Source organism: Streptomyces sp. bgisy130 (genome assembly GCF_057708345.1).
Genome location: NZ_JBYISA010000015.1, coordinates 22,434 through 38,536 on the forward strand (window position 1 = coordinate 22,434; position 16,103 = coordinate 38,536).

At 69.5% G+C, this 16,103-nt stretch carries 13 protein-coding genes; 6 read left to right on the forward strand and 7 right to left on the reverse strand.

The genetic code is table 11. The annotated features are described in order from the left end of the window. Nucleotides 1–284 precede the first annotated feature (284 nt). Nucleotides 285–1,301, reverse strand: coding sequence for an AraC family transcriptional regulator (locus AC3EUV_RS20635; protein WP_435603541.1), 1,017 nt, complete (start codon nucleotides 1,299–1,301; stop codon nucleotides 285–287). A gap of 198 nt (nucleotides 1,302–1,499) precedes the next feature. Here AC3EUV_RS20635 and AC3EUV_RS20640 point away from each other — a divergent pair, with 198 nt between their 5' ends. The 4 genes from AC3EUV_RS20640 (at nucleotide 1,500) to AC3EUV_RS20655 (ending at nucleotide 6,066) form a co-directional block, all read left to right on the forward strand. Then, the gene (locus tag AC3EUV_RS20640; protein WP_435603542.1) at nucleotides 1,500–2,849 is read left to right on the forward strand and encodes an MFS transporter; all 1,350 of its coding nucleotides are present in this window, start codon (nucleotides 1,500–1,502) and stop codon (nucleotides 2,847–2,849) included. Then, nucleotides 2,846–3,265 (forward strand): carboxymuconolactone decarboxylase family protein, encoded by a 420-nt coding sequence (locus AC3EUV_RS20645; protein WP_435603543.1) that lies wholly within the window; start codon nucleotides 2,846–2,848, stop codon nucleotides 3,263–3,265. Before AC3EUV_RS20640 ends, AC3EUV_RS20645 begins: the two co-directional genes overlap by 4 nt. A 42-nt stretch (nucleotides 3,266–3,307) precedes the next feature. Next, nucleotides 3,308–4,387: a beta-keto acid cleavage family enzyme gene (locus tag AC3EUV_RS20650; RefSeq protein ID WP_435603544.1), complete on the forward strand. Its 1,080-nt coding sequence runs from the start codon at nucleotides 3,308–3,310 to the stop codon at nucleotides 4,385–4,387. A gap of 104 nt (nucleotides 4,388–4,491) precedes the next feature. Then, nucleotides 4,492–6,066: a long-chain-fatty-acid--CoA ligase gene (locus AC3EUV_RS20655; protein WP_435603545.1), complete on the forward strand. Its 1,575-nt coding sequence runs from the start codon at nucleotides 4,492–4,494 to the stop codon at nucleotides 6,064–6,066. Between the two features lie 38 nt (nucleotides 6,067–6,104). On the opposite strand, the gene AC3EUV_RS20660 is transcribed toward AC3EUV_RS20655, so the two are convergent. The 3 genes from AC3EUV_RS20660 to AC3EUV_RS20670 form a co-directional block, all read right to left on the reverse strand. Continuing rightward, nucleotides 6,105–6,656 carry a nitrobindin family protein gene (locus AC3EUV_RS20660; RefSeq protein WP_432143398.1) on the reverse strand — a complete coding sequence of 184 codons (552 nt, stop codon included), beginning with the start codon at nucleotides 6,654–6,656 and terminating at the stop codon, nucleotides 6,105–6,107. Nucleotides 6,657–6,767: 111 nt separating this feature from the next. Then, nucleotides 6,768–9,017 carry a bifunctional serine/threonine-protein kinase/transporter substrate-binding domain-containing protein gene (locus tag AC3EUV_RS20665; protein WP_435603546.1) on the reverse strand — a complete coding sequence of 750 codons (2,250 nt, stop codon included), beginning with the start codon at nucleotides 9,015–9,017 and terminating at the stop codon, nucleotides 6,768–6,770. Nucleotides 9,018–9,222: 205 nt separating this feature from the next. Then, on the reverse strand, nucleotides 9,223–9,954 hold the full coding sequence (locus AC3EUV_RS20670) for a Clp protease N-terminal domain-containing protein (RefSeq protein ID WP_432143400.1): 732 nt from the start codon (nucleotides 9,952–9,954) through the stop codon (nucleotides 9,223–9,225). A 433-nt stretch (nucleotides 9,955–10,387) separates the two neighbouring features. Between AC3EUV_RS20670 and AC3EUV_RS20675 the strand changes: the two genes are divergently transcribed. Then, entirely contained in the window at nucleotides 10,388–11,797 is a 1,410-nt protein-coding gene (locus tag AC3EUV_RS20675) for an FG-GAP-like repeat-containing protein (protein WP_435603547.1), read from the forward strand. A 214-nt stretch (nucleotides 11,798–12,011) separates the two neighbouring features. Here the strand turns inward: AC3EUV_RS20675 and AC3EUV_RS20680 are convergent, their stop codons facing one another. Further along, on the reverse strand, nucleotides 12,012–12,650 hold the full coding sequence (locus AC3EUV_RS20680) for a maleylpyruvate isomerase N-terminal domain-containing protein (RefSeq protein WP_488187981.1): 639 nt from the start codon (nucleotides 12,648–12,650) through the stop codon (nucleotides 12,012–12,014). Next, a complete protein-coding gene (locus AC3EUV_RS20685; RefSeq protein ID WP_435603548.1) occupies nucleotides 12,647–13,531 on the reverse strand; it encodes an NAD(P)-dependent oxidoreductase in 885 nt (294 codons plus the stop codon). The genes AC3EUV_RS20680 and AC3EUV_RS20685 overlap by 4 nt, the downstream gene beginning before the upstream one ends. Before the next feature lie 148 nt (nucleotides 13,532–13,679). Between AC3EUV_RS20685 and AC3EUV_RS20690 the strand changes: the two genes are divergently transcribed. Continuing rightward, nucleotides 13,680–14,738 (forward strand): GlxA family transcriptional regulator, encoded by a 1,059-nt coding sequence (locus AC3EUV_RS20690; RefSeq protein ID WP_435603602.1) that lies wholly within the window; start codon nucleotides 13,680–13,682, stop codon nucleotides 14,736–14,738. A gap of 66 nt (nucleotides 14,739–14,804) precedes the next feature. Here the strand turns inward: AC3EUV_RS20690 and AC3EUV_RS20695 are convergent, their stop codons facing one another. Beyond that, nucleotides 14,805–15,839, reverse strand: coding sequence for a sugar ABC transporter substrate-binding protein (locus AC3EUV_RS20695; RefSeq protein WP_435603549.1), 1,035 nt, complete (start codon nucleotides 15,837–15,839; stop codon nucleotides 14,805–14,807). Between the last annotated feature and the right edge of the window lie 264 nt (nucleotides 15,840–16,103).

A 16,103-nucleotide genomic window follows, 5' to 3' on the forward strand; every position in this document is an offset into this window, starting at 1 on the left:
GCCCGTACTGCCGGATCGTCTCCAACCAGCGCGGCCGCACTGCTGGATGGTGAGTCCAGCGGCCGTCAGCCGGCAAAGGCAATCGATCTGGGCATGGCCAACCTCTGGCATAGGCTGCCTCAGCAGCTGTACCTGGAGCTGGCCAAACTGGGGAAAGACGGCCTGATCCAGGGCCGCGCCGTGGTCCACTGCACCCCGACACGCGATACGACCACGCCCACTCGCGCCGATGGCCCCGCAAGCGCTGTGCTTCGGTCTGCCATCACCACGCAGGTCGTGTGTGACTACCCCCGCGACCGTTCTTGACGAGCTGCGGCGGCTCGCCAGGCAGTCGGGCTGGTGCCGAACTCATCGCGGAACCAGCGGGAGAAGGTGCTGGGTGCGGAGAAGCCCAGCAGGGTGGCGACCTGGGTGAGGGGGCGGGTGTGGCTGCCGACGTACTGCTGGGCGAGCTGTGCGCGAAGGGAGTTGAGCAAGGAGGAGAAGGTCTCACCGGACCGCGCGAGGTGTCGATGGATGGTCTTGCGGTCGACGCCGAGGCTGTGGGCGACCTGGTGGAGAGAGCAGCGGCCGGTGGGGAGCAGGGCCTCGACCAGCTCGCGGACGCGGTCCACGTCGGCCGTGGGTCGGGGCGCCGCAATCGCCTCGAGGTACTGACGGGCGTAGGGGCGCAGCAGCGGGTCGGAGAGCTGGTTCGGAGCGTCGAGGTCGCTTGCGTACAGGACGATGCCATTGAGGTTCTGGCCGAACCGGACCGCGGGGCCCAGGACACGGTGGTGGGTGGTCGTATCCGTCGGTGCCTCATGGGCGAACAGCACGGAGACCGGTCGCCAACTGCTGCCGACGAGGTTTTGCAGGTAGCGGTGGATGGCGCCGACGAGCAGTTCGGTGGCCTGGCGTCGGCGCGGGGTGGGCAGGTTGAGGCCGAGCTCGATCGTGGCCAGGCCATTGGTCTCGGTGATCCGGCTGTGCAGCGCCTCGTTGTGCAGATGCTGGTTTTGCATGATCACGTCGAGCGCGCTGCGGACGTCCGGCTCCTCGCGGGCGACGAGGCCCACCGGCCCCAGGACCGAGAGCCTGCGGCTCTCCGCGAGCCGTAGACCGAAGTCGTCGTGGCCGGTTGCGGCGGCCGAGAGCTCCATCAGGTCGGCGGCGGCGGCCACCGGGATCCAGGTGTTCGGGACGGCCAGATCGGAGGCGTCCAGCCCCACCGAAGCGAGCAGCGCCGAGAGGTCGCCGTCCAACGAGCGCACCAACTCGACGTAGCCGGTGAGCACGGCGTTGCGGACGAGGAACTTCACGTCTGGTGTACCTCCCGGTCGGCACCCGAAGGACCACAGGCAGTGCCACAAACTGTCAAGCATTGTGCCACGTGAGGCAAAGCATCGGCGCTCTTGCCGCCCTAGTCTTCCGTCACTCGCAGCGACACAGGGCGTGAGCCCGGAGGTGGGCAGGTGGGCATGAGGAGATGGCCGGGGCACAGTGAGCCACCGCTGGTTTTGGACGCTTCGGGATCCGTCGCGCATCTCGTGTCGCGGCGCTACGCCTGGGGCGTGGCGCTGATGGTCGTCGCGCTGGCGGTGACCGACTACATCGACCGGCAGATCGTGGTGTCGACGTTCCCCTATCTGAAGAAGGAGTGGGGGCTGTCCGACACCGCTCTGGGGGCTCTGGTCACCACCGTGTCGGTCACGATCGCCGTCTTCGCGCTGCCGGCCGCGCGGCTGGCCGACCGCTGGGGCCGGGTGAAGACGATCGCCGCGATGGGCAGTGCGTGGAGCCTGGCCGCGCTGGCGTGCGCGGTTTCCGGGAACTACGCGCAGCTCTTCGCCGCCCGGTCGCTGCTGGGGGTGGGCGAGGCGGGCTACGGCCCGGCGGGAGCGGCGCTGCTTTCCGGCTACTTCCCGCAGCGACTGCGGGCGACCGTGCTGAGCGTCTTTCAGGCGGCGGGGCCGCTGGGTGCGGTGCTCGGGGTGCTGTTCGGTGGTGTGATGGCCGGGCAGTTCGGCTGGCGGGTGACGCTCGGCGCGTTCGGCGTGCCGGGGTTGCTGCTGGCGCTGGTCTTCCTGAAGGTGCGCGACTACCGCACTCCCGACGCGTCCGGCGGCAGAGCCGACTCCGGCGCGGGCGAGGGGCTGACGGTGGATCGGGCTCCTTCCGGGCAACAGGACCTGGCGGCCACGGTGCGCGAGCTGTTCCGATCGCGGACGGCCGTGTGGTGCTACCTCGGCGGTGCCCTCAACCTGGTGGTGCTGTCCACCCTCTACACCTGGCTGCCGAGCTACCTGGGTCGTGCCTACGGCCTGTCCTCGGCGCAGGCGGGCGTGAAGGCGGCGCTGTTCATACTGGCGGGATTCGTCGGCGCGATCGTCTTCGGCCACCTCGCGGACCGGTGCGCGGTCCGACGCCCGCGGCGCAGGCTGATGGTCCCGGCGGCGCTCGCCGCAGGCGCGTGGGGGCTGCTGTTCACCGCCTTCGGCGTGCTCGGGCCGGGCGCTGGGCAGTACGCGCTGATCGTGATCGCAGGGCTTCCCGTGGCTGCGGCGCTCGGCACCGCCCCGGCGGCCGTGATCGACGTGGTCCACCCGAGCGTGCGGGCCACGGCGGTCGGAATGGCGGCGCTGGTGCAGAACCTGTTCGGGCTGGCCGTCGGTCCGGTACTCACCGGACTGCTGTCGGACGCCTTCGGTCTGGGGCCGGCACTCGCGCTGATGCCGCTGTTCTGCCTCGCCGCGGGCGCCGCGTTCTGGCTCGGCTCGCGCAGCTACGAGAAGGACCTCGCCGCCGCGTCCGGCGGCGTCCCGGAGGCCACGCCTCCGGGCACCCACGAAAGGGAGTTGCGCGCATGACCATGCATGACCCCGCCACACCTGCCCCTGCGGCGGAGCGTCCGCCGACCCCGGTCGTGGACCGGATGCGGGCCCAGGGCGCCTGGAATCCGCTCTGGGACGGCATGCGGGAGATGGATCCCGCCTGGACCGAGCAGTTCATGGCCATGGCCATGCGGCCATGGACGAGCGGCGTGCTGGAACCGAAGTTCATCGAACTGCTCTGCATCGCCGTGGACGCCTCGGCCACGCACATGTACGGGCCCGGTGTGCGGCGTCACATCCGTGCCGCGCTGGATCTCGGCGCGACCCCCGAGGAGATTCTCACGGTCCTCCAACTGACCACGCTGGTGGGCGTCCACGCCTGCAACGTCGGCGTACCGCTCCTGGTGGAGGAGCTCGCCGCACGCGAGAAGCGTGCCGACACCCCCAACTGACCCCTCATCACCATCCCCTTCACCCTCGCACGGAGGCACGACATGCACTTCCTCGACGACTCGCTGCTGCCCGAGAACCAGGAGAAGCTGGTCATCCAGGTCGCCCCCTACGGGCCCGAGTGGCTGCCGGGCGACAGCGACGACATCCCGGTGACCATGGACGAGCAGATCCAGAAGGCCGTGGACTGCTACAACGCCGGCGCGCAACTGCTCCACATCCACGTACGCGAACTGGACGGCCACGGCTCGAAGCGGCTGTCGATGTTCAACGAGATGATCGGGCGGCTGCGCGAGGCCGTGCCGGAGATGATCCTTCAGGTCGGCGGTTCCATCTCGTTCGCCCCCGAGAAGGAGGGCGACGCGGCGAAGTGGCTGGACTGGGACACCCGTCACATGCTCGCCGAGCTCGACCCGAAGCCGGACCAGGTCACCATCGCGATCAACACCGTCCAGATGAACGTGGTCGAGCTGCTGGCCCAGGAGGACATCGCCGGCACCTCCCTGCAGAACCCGCTGCTCCACACGGCATACCGCGACCTGGTGAGCGAGGCGGGCCCCGCGTTCTACCTGGAGCACCTCAAGCGGCTGACCGCCAACGGCATCCAGCCCCACTTCATGCTCGCCAACCTGCCGCAGCTGGAAACCGTCGAGCGGCTGATCCGTGCCGGCATCTACACCGGCCCGGTCAACCTCAACTACGTCGCCATCGGCGGCGGTGCCTCCGCGGTTCACCCGGCCGACCTCGTCGAGTTCGCCCGCCGCGCCCCCGACGGCGCGGTGCTCACCATCGAGAGCATCATGCGCTCCACGCTTCCGATGAACACCATCGCCCTCGCGCTGGGCCTGCACGTCCGCGTCGGCATCGAGGACAACCTCTGGTCGCCGCGCAAGGAACGCTTCACCTCCGTCCAGCAGGTCGAACAGATCGTCCGCATCGCCGACGAACTCGGCCGGGACATCGCCACCCCGCAAGAGGCCAAGCGCCTCTACCGGATCGGCGAGTACTGGACCGGCGCCGACGAGACGCTGGACCACCTGGGCCTGCCGCCCAACCGCCGCCCCGGCCGGCGCGGCGTCCCGCTGCGCCACCCGGCTCCCTCGCCGGCCGACACGCTCGTCTGACGACCACGACCGACGCCGCACCACACGGCCGGGCCGCTTCCCCGCTCCCCTCGGAACGCGGCCCGACCGCACACCACGGACATCACGGACATCACGGAGGACCGATGCTGAACCTCGCCGTCATGCTGGAGCACAGCTCCCGGACCACGCCTGACCGCGACGCCGTGGTGTCCGGCGACCGCGCCCTCAGTTACGCCCAACTCGACGCCGCCGCCAACCAGGTGGCCAACCTGCTGGTCTCCCGCGGAATCCGGCGCGGTGAGAAGGTGGCGCTGTCGTGCCCCAACATCGCGGAATTCCCGGTCGTCTACTACGGGATCCTCAAGGCGGGCGCCGTCGTGGTCCCGCTGAACACCTTGCTCAAGAGTCGGGAGATCGCCTACCACCTCCAAGACGCGGATGTCCGCGCCTACTTCTGCTTCGAGGGCACCCCGCAGCTCCCGCTGGGCCGCGAGGGCTGGGACGGCTTCTCCCAAGCCGACGAGTGCCGGGAGTTCTTCCTCATCACCGCGGAGCCGGAGGCACTGCCGGCGGACGCCCGGCCACCGGTCCCGAACTCCCCGCAGACGCTTGCGGACGCCCTCGCCGGGCAGAGCACGGACTTCAGCACCCACGTCACCGGGCCGGAGGACACCGCTGTCCTCCTCTACACCTCCGGCACCACCGGACAGCCCAAGGGCGCGCAACTCACCCACAGCAACATGGCACTCAACGCGCTGACGTGCCATAAGCTCTTCGGCAAGGCCGAGCAGGACGTCCATCTGATCACCTTGCCGCTGTTCCATTCCTTCGGCCAGACCGTGCAGATGAACGCCGGGCTGGCCACCGGTGCGACCCTGATACTGATGCCGCGGTTCGACGCCCGCGGTGCACTGGCACTGATGCGCCGCCATCAGGTCACCTTCTTCGCCGGGGTGCCGACCATGTACGGGGCGCTGCTCGACCACCCCGCTCCCGAAGCCGACACCGAGGCCATCGCCGGACAGCTGCGCATCGCCGTCTCCGGCGGCGCGTCGCTGCCCGTCGAGCTCCACCGCCGGTTCGCACGCCGCTTCGGCATCACCCTTCGGGAGGGCTACGGCCTGTCGGAGACCAGCCCGGTGGCGACCTTCACCCCGCCGGACGCCGAGGCCAGGCCGGGTTCTATCGGCACGCCCGTGTGGGGCGTCCAGGTCGAACTCGTACGCCCCGACTGGACCCTGGTCGGGCCCGGCGAGGTCGGCGAGATCGCGATCCGCGGCCATAACGTCATGAGCGGCTACTTCCGCCGCCCCGAGGCCACCGCCGAGGTGATCCGCGACGGCTGGTTCCGCACCGGCGACCTGGCCCGCCGCGACGAGGACGGCTGGCTCTACATCGTCGACCGGGCCAAGGACATGATCATCCGTGGCGGTTTCAACGTCTACCCGCGCGAGATCGAGGAAGTGCTTCTCTCCCACCCGGCGGTCAGCATGGTCGCCGTTGTCGGAGTGCCCCACCCCAGCCACGGGGAGGAGGCCAAAGCCTACGTCGTCGCCGTACCGGGGACCCGGACCACCGAGGACGACCTCGTGGCCTGGTGCCGCGCCACCATGGCCGGCTACAAATACCCGCGCCTGGTCGAGTTCCGGCAGACCCTCCCCATGAACGCCACCGGCAAGATCCTCAAGCGCGAGCTGCGCACCCAGGCCGTGCCATAAAGGTCCGCGGCAACGGCGCATGCGCCTCCTGGCGCCGCCTAGCTGCTGCCGGCCCCGCGTCGCAGTTGCGCCGAAAGGTGGTGTTGCAGCGGCTGACCGACCGCCGCGAGGTCGTGGACAAAGGTGAGAGTGTCCTCGTCGGTCAGGGTGTAGCGGCGGCGGGTGGCGTTGACCTCCTTGGCGGTGGGGGTGAGAGCGACCTCATGGGTGGTGAGGTCGACCACTCCATCGCCTGCACGGCCGACCGAGATCTCCGCGATGCCGGTGGGCTGGGTGATCAATGCCTCCACCCGCCCATCGGGCTGTAGCCGCCACCAGCCGCTTTCCCGGGCCGACGGCCGCAGCGGGGCGTCGTCCGCATCGAGCAGCCAGGAGCGCGCCTCGTAGTGGAGGAAGGGACGCCCGTCGTGGCTGAAGGTGACCTCCTGCGCGTAAACGAACTCCTCGGCCAGTGTGGGGTATCCGCCACGGCCCCGGCCGACCCAGGTGCCCAGGAGCCCGATCACCGGCGCGAGCAGTGCGTGCGGCGCGGGTGCTTCGTCCGGCCGCAAGGCGTCGGGATACGGGTGCTTCGGGGCGTGGTCGAACATGATGTGCGCTCCTGGGTAGAGGCGGGTGCCGGGTGGCAGCCTAGGGGGTCGGTCCACCGGCGCCGGGCAGCGGAGGGCGCGCCACCTGGTGACTGTGCCCGGCCGCCCCCCCTACGCTCCCCCGTTGACGGCCGCCCGCTCCACCGCGCCGTCCTCGACGTGCCACTTCTTGAGGATCTTCGCGTATTCGCCGTTCCTAATGAGGCGGTCGAGAGCTTCCCGTACGGCGTCGCGCAGGGCTGTGTTGGTCTCGGCGACCGCTACACCGTAGAGAAGGGGTTCGAACTGCTCACCGCTGAGTTCGAGGGCCGTGCCGCCTGCGCGGGTCGCGGCGGTGTGGGCCGCGACCGGGAAGTCGTCGAGGCAGGCCGTGGACCGACCCTTGGCGACATCGCCGTAGACCTTCGCCGGTGAGTCGAACTCCCGGATCTTCAACTTCTTGGGGACCTGCCTGTTCAGCTGGTCCAGGAGGTCACGGGCGGCCGTGCCACGCTGGACGGCGACCGTCCTGCCGGACAGGTCTGCGGGGGCCTTGACGCCCTCCGGGTTGCCCTTGCGGACAACGAGCACCAGCCCGGCCTTGAAATAGTCGACCAGGTCGACGCCGCTGCCGGTCTTCGTGCCGTCCGTGCGCCCCTCCTGACGGCCCTTGGTGTCGGCCATCGCCGACATGACCAGGTCGAAGCGGTTCATGTGCAGACCGGTGAGGAGGGTGTCAAAAGTGGCGTTCACGAACTTGACGCGCAGGCCCAGTTCACGGCCGAGGGCGTTCGCGAGGTCGACGTCGAGACCGGCGGGCTTGCCGTTTCTGACGAACTCCATGGGCGGGTAGGCGATGTCCGAGCCGATGGTGACGATGCCCTTGTCGCGTATCTCCTTCGGCAACCGGCCGGAGGGGGTCCCGATGGCGGAAGGGTTCCCGCCCGGCTTGACGCCGCCGGACGGATTCCTGCCGCCGCCGGGCTTGCCCCCGGCGCCCGTGCTGCCGCCGTCCCCGCTGTCCGGCTGAAGCACCCAGGCCAGTGCCCCGCCACCGACTCCGACCCCGACGACGGACAGCGCGGCGAGCACACGGCGCCGGCTCGGGCCCGGGGACGCGGGCCGGCCAGGGGACACGGTCTGCCCAGGGGAGAGCGGAAACTGGCCCGGGGGGACGGCGTGCGGCCCCGGTGACGGAGCGGGGCCGTGGCGCTCCTGCGGCGGAGTGGCGAGGGCTGGGCCGTACCCGTCCGGAGACGAAGTGGCGAGGGCTGGACCGTACTGGCCCGGGGACGGAGTGGCGGGCTGCGGAGGCGCGGGAGTGCCCGCGGGCGGCGGCACGTCGTACGACGGCGGGGGCGGCGCGCCGTCCGCCGTCGTACGGGTCGGCAGTTGGTCGTCGGGGACGTCGGCGGGCACCCCGGCCGGGGGCCGCAGCGCGAACATGTCCGGGGACCTGGGGTCACTGAGCTGCGCGGACAGACGGCGCAGCTGTGAGGCGACGGGCTCCGGCAGCCAGTCGCCGTAGGGGCCCGGTGCGCCCACCCGCGCCATGAGAGCGGGCAGAGCGGGCCGCCGCTCCGGATCCTTCGCCAGGCAGGCCGACGCCAACTCCCGTAGGGCGTCCGTGAGTTCGTCGAGCCGGGGCTCCTCGTGCACGGTGCGGTACATGAGGACCTGCGGATCGGCGTTCCCGTAAGGGCCGCCACCCGTCGCTGCGTACACGATCACCCCGCCCAGCGCGAACACGTCCGCCGCGCCCGTGACCTTGGGACCGGTCATGACGAGTTGCTCCGGCGCCATGAACCCCGGGGTGCCGAGAGCGGTGCCGGTCGTCGTCAGGGCAGTGTCCGCGGCGGAGTGCGCGATGCCGAAGTCGATCACGCGCGGGCCCTCGGCGGTGAGCAGGATGTTCGACGGCTTGAGGTCGCGGTGCACCAGCCCGTGCGCGTGCACCGCTGTCAGGGCATGCAGCAGGCCGGCCGTCAGCAGCCGCACCGCGTGCTCGGGAAGCGGTCCGCAGTCGTGCACGGCATCGGTGAGCGAGACACCCGGCACGTACTCGGTCGCCATCCAGGGCACGTCGTCGTGCGGCGCGGCGTCGACCACCGGTGCCACGAACGGTCCGCCCACCTGCTGGGCCGCGGATACCTCACGGGCGAAACGCGCACGGAAGCCCCGGTCGTCGGCGAGTTCGGAGCGCGCGGTCTTCACCGCCACCGGCCGCCCGTCCGCCGCGCGGCCGAGATAGACCCGTCCCATACCGCCGCCACCGAGCAGCCCGATGATCCGGAACGGACCGATCTGCTGCGGATCGTGCTTCGCCAGCGGTCGCACCCATACCCCCACCCGTGCCAGCAGTTGTCCGACACCATTCTGCACGGCCCGAGTGCTCGGGCGGAGGCTGTTCGGCGGTGGTGCCGAGGGTGTTGTGGCGCCGGCGCCGGTGCGGTGGCGCCGGACGCCGGTGCGGTGGACACCCGCGGGCACACAACTGGGAGTTGGCCACCCGTCCGACTGCCGGACGGATGGCCGCACCGCGGTGAGGCCCACCCGCCCCAGGCAGGGGCGGGTGGGTACACCACTGCTACTCCTGGAGCTTTTCCTGAATCGCCGTCAGAGCGGCCGACACGTGCCCCTCCGTGTTCGTCTTGTCGACGCCGAGGCCGCTGAGCACACCCTCGCCGTTCTCCTGCTCCAGCAGCGCCAGCAACAGGTGCTCCGTACCTACGTAGTTGTGGCCCAGCCGCAGCGCCTCGCGGAAAGTGAGCTCCAGGGCCTTCTTCGCATGGGCGTCGAACGGCACGAGGGCGGGCAGGGGCTCGCTGGAGGGCTCCGGCAGCGCCCCGGCAGCCGCCTCCTTGACCGCCTCCAGCTGTATGCCCTGGGCGACGAGCACCCGTGCGGCCAGCCCCTCCGGGGCGTCGACCAGGCCGAGCACGAGATGCCCCGTGCCGATCTGCGCGTGACCCCCTTCCCGGGCCTTGTTCTGCGACGCGACGACGACACTCCTGGCCCGCGGAGTGAACCTGCCGAAGTCCTGGCTCATGTCGGACGCCGGCTCATCCTTCGTCACAAACCGCTTCTGGGCGGCCTGCCGCGTAACGCCCATGGACTTGCCGATCTCAGTCCATGAAGCGCCCGACCGGCGGGCCTGATCAACGAAGTGGCCGATGAGATGGTCGGCCACCTCTCCGAGATGGTCAGCGGCCACGACAGCACTCTGGAGCTGGTCCAGGGCATCGCCGTGCACCTTCTTGATCGCCTCGATGAGGTCGTCGAGACGGACGGGATTGTTCATCTGAGTCGAATCCACCATGAGGCAACCCTAGGTTGACAGTTGAGTGAGTGTCAACCCGCAGTTGACACTCGCGTCTTCACTCACGTCTTCACTCACGTCTTGGCGCGGCCGTCGTCACCGTGACCACCGACGCCCCACTCCCCGAGGACACCGAGCACGGGCACAGCCCGGCAGCCGGATATGTGCACCGACAGATGGAACACAATCGCGCCGCCCTCAGCCGCAGCCGCCTCGACATCACCCGGCGCCAGGCCCTCCCCCAGGTCCGGCCCCAGACTGCTTCTCGGTGATCAGGGCACGCGCGGCACGCCACGACCTCACCCTCGACCTCGAACGGAGCTATCCACTTGTAATCCACCTAGGCGCAACCTTCTGTACGGCCCGTCTGTCACATGCCCGAACAATCGATCATTCCCTGCACTTCTCGGAGACACTGTTGCGCGTAAGAACCATGGCAGCGATCGCTACCGTGACGGGCCTGGCCGCCGCGGGACTGACCCTGCCGCTCGCGGGGTCCGCCGCGGCCACCCCGACCACACGTGCCGACTTCAACGGCGACGGGTACGACGACGTTGCGGTCGGCCTGCCGAAGGCGACCGTCGACGGCAAGACCAAGGCCGGGTACGTAAATGTGCTGTGGGGCAGCGCGAACGGGCCTGCCAAGTCCACCGTCATCAGCCAGTCCTCCGCCGGGGTGCCGGGCACCTCTGAGGCGGGCGACCTGTTCGGTACGGCGGTCGCCATCGCCGACCTCAACGGCGACGGCTACGCCGACCTGGCGATCTCCGCCTCAGGCGAGTCCCTCACCAGTTCCAGCACCGAGCACCACGGCACCGTCACGGTCGTGTGGGGTTCCGCATCCGGCTTCACCAAGGGCGGCCTCACCGCCGCCAAGGGCGACTCGGAGTTCTCCCGGCTCGGCGGGAAGATCGCGGCCGGCGACTTCGACCACGACGGTGACCAGGACCTGGCCCTGACCGCCTCCGGTGAGGAGGGTGGCAGCACACGGCTGCGTCCGGGCCCGTTCACCTCTGGCTCGCCGACCAACACCCAGCTCATCGACGGGTACGCCTTCGGTGGCGCCCGCGCCCTGGCCACCGGCGACTTCGACGGCAACGGCACCGACGACCTGGCGGTGACCTTCAAGGGCACCGAAAGCTCCGGTACCCGTGTCTACAGCCGGACCTCGGGTGCCTGGTCGACCACGTGGAGCACCAGCGACTACGGCAGCGCGATCGCCACCGGCGACTTCGACGGGGACCACACCTCGGACCTGGCCATCGGCCTGGTCCAGCCCAACCCGGAGGCCGACGGCACCTTGTGCGAGGACCGCCTCGGCGGTGCGATCGCGGTGGCCTACGGCAAGGAGGGCACCACCCTGGGCGGCAACGTCGCGTGCACCACGCAGGCCTCGCCGTACGTCGGCGGTACCGCCGAGGCCGGGGACGACTTCGGCGCGTCCCTGTCGGTGGCCAACCTCGACCGGGACAACATCGATGAACTCATCGTCGGTGTCGGCCACGAAGCCGTCGGCTCGAAGACGAACGCGGGCTCGTACCTGTGGCTCGCCGCGAGCCACACCGGCGTGATGACCGGCCCCGCCTTCAGCCAGGACTCGGCCGGCGTGCCCGGCACCGCGGAAGCGGGCGACCTCTTCGGCGCGGCCGTCTCGGCCGGGGACTACAACGGCGACAACTACCCGGACATCGCCATCGGCGCCCCCGGCGAGAACAGCAAGTCGGGCGGCGTCTGGATCCACCCCTCCCGTGAGGAGGGCACCCCGCCCCCGATCACCTCGGTGACCCCTGCCGGTCTGGGGCTCAATGGCGCGGTCGAGCACGGCGGCGTACTGGGCCGCTAGACGTATCGGTCACGAGCGTAGTCAACACTCGCTCAGTCTTGAACATGGCGAAGACCTCCGGTGCGGTGGAGCTGTATAGGCTGCACTGCACCGGACGTCTTCGTAACTGGCCGCCGAAACCGCCACGTTCCTTCCTGGCTCACCCAGCTCCGACCACTCGCCGGTGAACCGGTGACGACGAACGGGGGGCTCTGGCTGTCAGGGTGCGGGCCGATCAGCGCACGGTTCCGTCCCACTGCCAGTCCGTGCGCGGGGGCAGGCCGGGAAGCGGGATGCGGCCCGTGCACCACAGCAGAGTGTCGGACGGGGCGTGCCCGGGCGGAGCGTCGGGGAAGAGTCGGGCGAGGACGGCGGTGCTGAGGTCGTCGGGCAGGGTCCAGGTCAGGCCGAGGGCGCGGGTGAGGTCGTAGGTGTGGACGGCCAGTTCGGTGATCCCCATGGCGGCGAAACCGGTGGCGTCGGAGTGGCCCCAGGGGTGCCAGGCACGTGCTTCGGCGGTCGTGTCGCGGACGGTGGAGGTAAGGAGGGATGCTGCGATGCGGAGGCCCTCCAGGCAGGCGGGGATGGGGGCTTGGGGGTCGAGTGAGGCGAAGAGGGTGATGTAGCGGTCGTCGGGGCGGGCGATGAGCAGGCCCGTGTAGCCCATCAGGCCGAGGGCGAGATGGTCGAGGGTCTGGCGGCAGGTCCAGTCGAGGGCGTGGGCGGGGCGTGACCAGTCCTGATCGGCTCCCTTGAGGAGCGTGGCCAGGCAGTCGTCGGTGGCAGCGGCCAGAAGGTCCGTCCATGGCACGGTGGTGGCGGGATCCATCGGGTCCGGCACGAGATGAGTAGTAGCTGCTGGTGTCACGGTCACTTGTCGTCCGCCGGCTTCTTCAGGATCTCGATGACGCTCGCGTAGCTGTCGGAGCCGTGGCCTGCGGCCTTGGTCCGTTCCATGGCGGACTTGAGGAGTTCGGGCAGGGCATTGTCGATGCCGCGGACCGCCGCCGCGTGGATGAGGTGGTCGATGGCCGCGATCTGCACGTCAACGGTGGCGTCGTCGCCCGGGTAGCGGCCGGCGTCCACCTGGGGCGCGTAGGTGGTCAGGAAGCCGGCCACGGCGGTCAGCCAGCGGACCGCGACCGGGGTGAAGGCCGTGGCCGGTGTCTTCTCCGCGCCGACCAGCGCGGTGCCGTGCAGCCAGCCGGTCATGGTGGACCACATCAGGCCGAGCAGGGCTGCGTCGTAGAGGGAAGCCAGGCCCGGGTCGGTGCCCAGGTGCAAGGGGTCCCCCAGGGTCGCCAAGGTCGGACGGTGGGCTTCGAAGACGGCGTGTGAACCGCTGTAGAGGAACATCATCTCGGGGCTGCCGACCCCCGGCGGGGTGGTCATGATCGCGCCGTCCAGGTAGTCGGCGGCGTGTGAGCGGGCCCATGCGGCGGCCTCGTGAGCCTGCTCCGGGGAACCGGAGGTGAGGTTGACCAGGACCTTGCCCGCGAGGGAGCCGGCGACCGGGTCGAGGACGTCATGCAGCACCTCGTAGTCCAGCACGCAAGCGATGGTCAGCGGACTCGCCGCGATCGCCTCCTCGGGTGTCGCGGCCAGGCGAGCCCCCCGGTCGACCAGCGACTTGGCCCTGTGTGCCGAGCGGTTCCACACGGTGGTCTCGTGGCCCCGCTCCAGCAATGCGGCGGCCAGCGCCGAGCCCATTGAGCCCAAGCCAATGACGGTTACTCCCGGGCGATCAGAATGCATGCCACAACTCCCTGTACGTCCGCCTGCGGCGGTTGGTCACCTAAGGACCAAGATCGCAGCGTGCGACGGCCGGGAACAGTGACGCTGGTGACAGCAACCACCAAATTCCTGCCATACCCTTCGAGGCATGAATCCTGGTTCCGTCGCCGTGGTCGTGGCCGAGGACATCGGCGTCCCCTCATGGGATCTGTACGAGTTGAGCATCCCCTGCACCGTCTTCGGCAAGCCGCAGCCGGACCTGGCCGACCCCTGGTACGACCTGCGGCTGTGCAGCACGGGCGATCATCAGCAGGACAGCTCTGCGAGCGGGGCCGGGCTGACGATGCGGACCCACTACGGACTCGATGACCTTGTCGGCGCCGACACGGTCATCGTGCCCTCGGTGCCCGACCCCTGCGTCGACGAGGGCAGACCGCTGCCGTCGGCACTGATCACGGCCCTGCGCCGCGCCTACGACGCAGGCGCCCGCATGGTCTCCCTGTGCACCGGCGCCTTCGCACTCGCCGAGGCGGGTCTGCTCGACGGACGACGCGCCACCGCCCATTGGATGCACACCGCTCAACTCGCCGAGCGCTACCCGAAGGTACAGGTCGACGACTCGGTGCTGTACGTGGACGACGGCGATGTCCTCACCAGCGCCGGGCTGACCGCCGGACTCGACCTCTGCCTCCACCTGGTGCGCCGCGACCTGGGCGCACACGTCGCCAATCAGCTGGCCCGCCGCATGGTGGTGCCCGCCCACCGGCCCGGCGGCCAGGCGCAGTTCATCGACCTGTCCGTACCCACCACCGACGACGCGAGCCTGGGGCCGGTCCTGGACTGGGCCCGTAAACACCTGGACCAACCCCTGACGGTCGAGGATCTGGCTCAACGCGCAGCGATCAGCCCGCGGACCCTCCACCGGCGACTCCAGGCAGCCACCGGGACCACTCCACTTCAGTGGCTCCTCAACCAGCGTCTGGCACGCGCTCAACACCTGCTGGAATCAACAGACTTGCCCATCGAGAAGATCAGTGAGCTCAGCGGCCTCGGCACGGCGAACAACCTCCGCCACCACTTCCTCAAACAGATCGGCGTGTCGCCCAGCAACTACCGACGGGCCTTCCCCCGGACAACGCCCCAGTCATCCCCCTCCCCGCTCAAGAGCCGGGACCAGGACGGAGAGGGCCGACAGCGGACTGACCGCGGCGCATCCGATACCCGGTGACGCCAAGGGCGACGGGACCGGACAATTAATCTCCCCGAAAACAATGATCCGAACCTGGAACACGCCCTAGATGCGGTTACCCCACAGCGAGGGATCGTTGACGTTCCGCTTGGTCACCATCGGAGCGAGGAGCTTGTCCTCAAGTAGTCCGTTGGGCAGCCGGACGATGGTGCTGCCATGGCCTGTCGGCCCTGGTGAGAAGGTCTCCCCCCGCATGGCCTTCTTGATGTAGCTCATGGCGTATTTCGCGTAGAGATCGACGGGCTGGGAGACGGTGGCGTCGATCTCTCCTTTGCGGATTGCGTCGAGTTCCTGCGGGATGCCGTCGTTGGCGACGATGGCGATGTGCCTGGGGTCGCCCACGGGGAACAGGGCGTTATGGCGTTTGAGGATCGACAGGGTCGGCACCAGATATGCGCCGCCTGCCTGAAGGTAGATGCCTTTGATATCCGGATTGGCGTTGTACAGCGCATCCAGGCCGGCCGCGGCCTTGCCGGCCTGCCAGTCAGCGGGAATGTCGAGCACCTTGATGCGGGGGTAGTTCTTGGCCATACAGGTGCTGAAGGAGTTCGTGCGCTCCCGGCCGTTGACCGACGCCATGTCACCCTGGATCTGTACGACCTTGCCGGTCTTGACTGCGTTGCCGAGGTAGCGGCATGCCTTCCGGCCAAAGGCACGGTTGTCCGCGCGGACCACCATGGCGACCTTGCCGCTGTCCGGTACGGAGTCCACCGCCACCACCGGAACTCCCTCCGCCTCAGCCGCGCGCAAGCCGGGCCGGATCGCCGCCGAATCCAGTGGCCCGACAACGAGGCCCTTGACGCGCTGGACCAGAAAGGTCTGGATATCGGAGATCTGCTTGTTGATGTCGGAATTGGAATTCACCGTGGGCAGCGCTTTGACGCCGTGCGCCTTTGCCTGTCGAGGGATGGCGGCATCGTAGGCTTGCCAGAACGGCGTGGTCGTCGGAAGGACTACACCGACTGCACCCACCCCCGCACTCGCGGTGGCCGTGGGACCCTCCTCGGACGCGGTGCCGCCGCCGCAGCCCGTTGCCGCAAGCCCGCAGATGAGGGCAAGGGCGGTCGCGGCAGTGGCCATGCGCCTCGTGAGGCCCCGCCGCACCTCTCGGGTCGAGGCATGCCGGCTGGGGGCACGGAGTGCCGATCGCCTCCAGAGTTCTCGCCCGTGATGTGTGCCCATATGGAGCCGCTTCTTCGGGAAGGACGTCTTGTCCTAATTTGCCATACTATCCACGGATCTTGCGGCACTGGAGAACTTGCGTGACATTCCAGTCCTGGACACACCGCCCCGAGGCAGTCGATCCTCGGGGGCGATGGCGAGAAGTCGTGCCGAGACGCGCAC

Excerpts from the sequence above, each read along its gene's own strand:
- AC3EUV_RS20655 (WP_435603545.1), top strand. The coding sequence starts at position 4,492 with ATGCTGAACCTCGCCGTCATGCTGGAGCACAGCTCCCGGACCACGCCT.
- AC3EUV_RS20675 (WP_435603547.1), top strand. The coding sequence starts at position 10,388 with ATGGCAGCGATCGCTACCGTGACGGGCCTGGCCGCCGCGGGACTGACC.
- AC3EUV_RS20645 (WP_435603543.1), top strand. The coding sequence starts at position 2,846 with ATGACCATGCATGACCCCGCCACACCTGCCCCTGCGGCGGAGCGTCCG.
- AC3EUV_RS20660 (WP_432143398.1), bottom strand. The coding sequence starts at position 6,656 with ATGTTCGACCACGCCCCGAAGCACCCGTATCCCGACGCCTTGCGGCCG.
- AC3EUV_RS20650 (WP_435603544.1), top strand. The coding sequence starts at position 3,308 with ATGCACTTCCTCGACGACTCGCTGCTGCCCGAGAACCAGGAGAAGCTG.
- AC3EUV_RS20670 (WP_432143400.1), bottom strand. The coding sequence starts at position 9,954 with ATGGTGGATTCGACTCAGATGAACAATCCCGTCCGTCTCGACGACCTC.
- AC3EUV_RS20685 (WP_435603548.1), bottom strand. The coding sequence starts at position 13,531 with ATGCATTCTGATCGCCCGGGAGTAACCGTCATTGGCTTGGGCTCAATG.
- AC3EUV_RS20695 (WP_435603549.1), bottom strand. The coding sequence starts at position 15,839 with ATGGCCACTGCCGCGACCGCCCTTGCCCTCATCTGCGGGCTTGCGGCA.